General features: G+C 62.8%; 1 protein-coding gene. It reads left to right on the top strand.

All coding sequences use genetic code 11. The annotated features are described in order from the left end of the window. The coding region (locus tag AC0KUR_RS37980) for a recombinase family protein (RefSeq protein WP_473377403.1) at nt 1-498 on the top strand (498 nt) is incomplete at its 5' end. Nucleotides 499-870: the final 372 nt, after the last annotated feature.

Genomic DNA, 870 nt, shown 5'->3' with positions numbered 1-870 from the left:
GGCTGCGACCACCTGTATACCGATCACGGTCTCTCGGGCGCTGCCTTCTCCCGCCCCGGCCTCGATGCAGCCCTCGCTCGCCTACGGCCAGGCGACACCTTGGTGGTCTGGCGACTCGACCGGCTCGGTCGCTCGCTCACCAAACTGGTCGATCTGATTACTCATCTGGGTAATCGCAACATCCAGTTCGTCTCCCTGAACGAGGCGATCAACACGCAGTCGCCTGGCGGCACGCTGGTGTTTCACTTGATGGCCGCGATGGCGCAGTTCGAGCGTTCACTGATTAGCGAGCGCACGCGCGCGGGTATCGCCGCTGCGCGCGAACGAGGTATCACGCTCGGGCGCAAACGCGCCTTGACACGCGAGCAGGCCCAGGAAGCGCTCCGACTGATGCGCACCCTGCCCATTGAGGCGGTGGCCAACCGCTACGACGTCCACCCTCGCACCTTGCGCCGCCTGCGGTGCGCTCATGCGCAATCCAGCCCCGAGCACGACTGAGGCCAGGCTGCGCAAACCAGCTACATACCAGCTACATATATATAGCGGCGCACGATCCGCACGTGCATCGTGAGACTAAGGTGAGGTTGCCGGATCCCGGCACTTCCCGTGCGCGCGGGCGCACTCAAGGCTCGGGCGGCGATCGGATTCGGCCTGTATTACTCGTCCATGCACCACTGCACAGTTGGGACTCACCCCCATCGGGTGTGTTCCCTGGAACCATATCAAGTCGATTGGTTATGCTGAGGATCAACCGATTCTTTGAGCAAGACGCGTCCACCCGACACTCAATCGATCGAGTCGCAGAGTCGGCAGTACCGGACTCACCCACCTCGCGAGTGTCATCTTCAGCCCATGTGCCGCATCCTGCCT

The organism is Burkholderia sp. YHN3-13, assembly GCF_055810675.1.
This window is presented reverse-complemented; position numbering and strand designations above follow the sequence as displayed.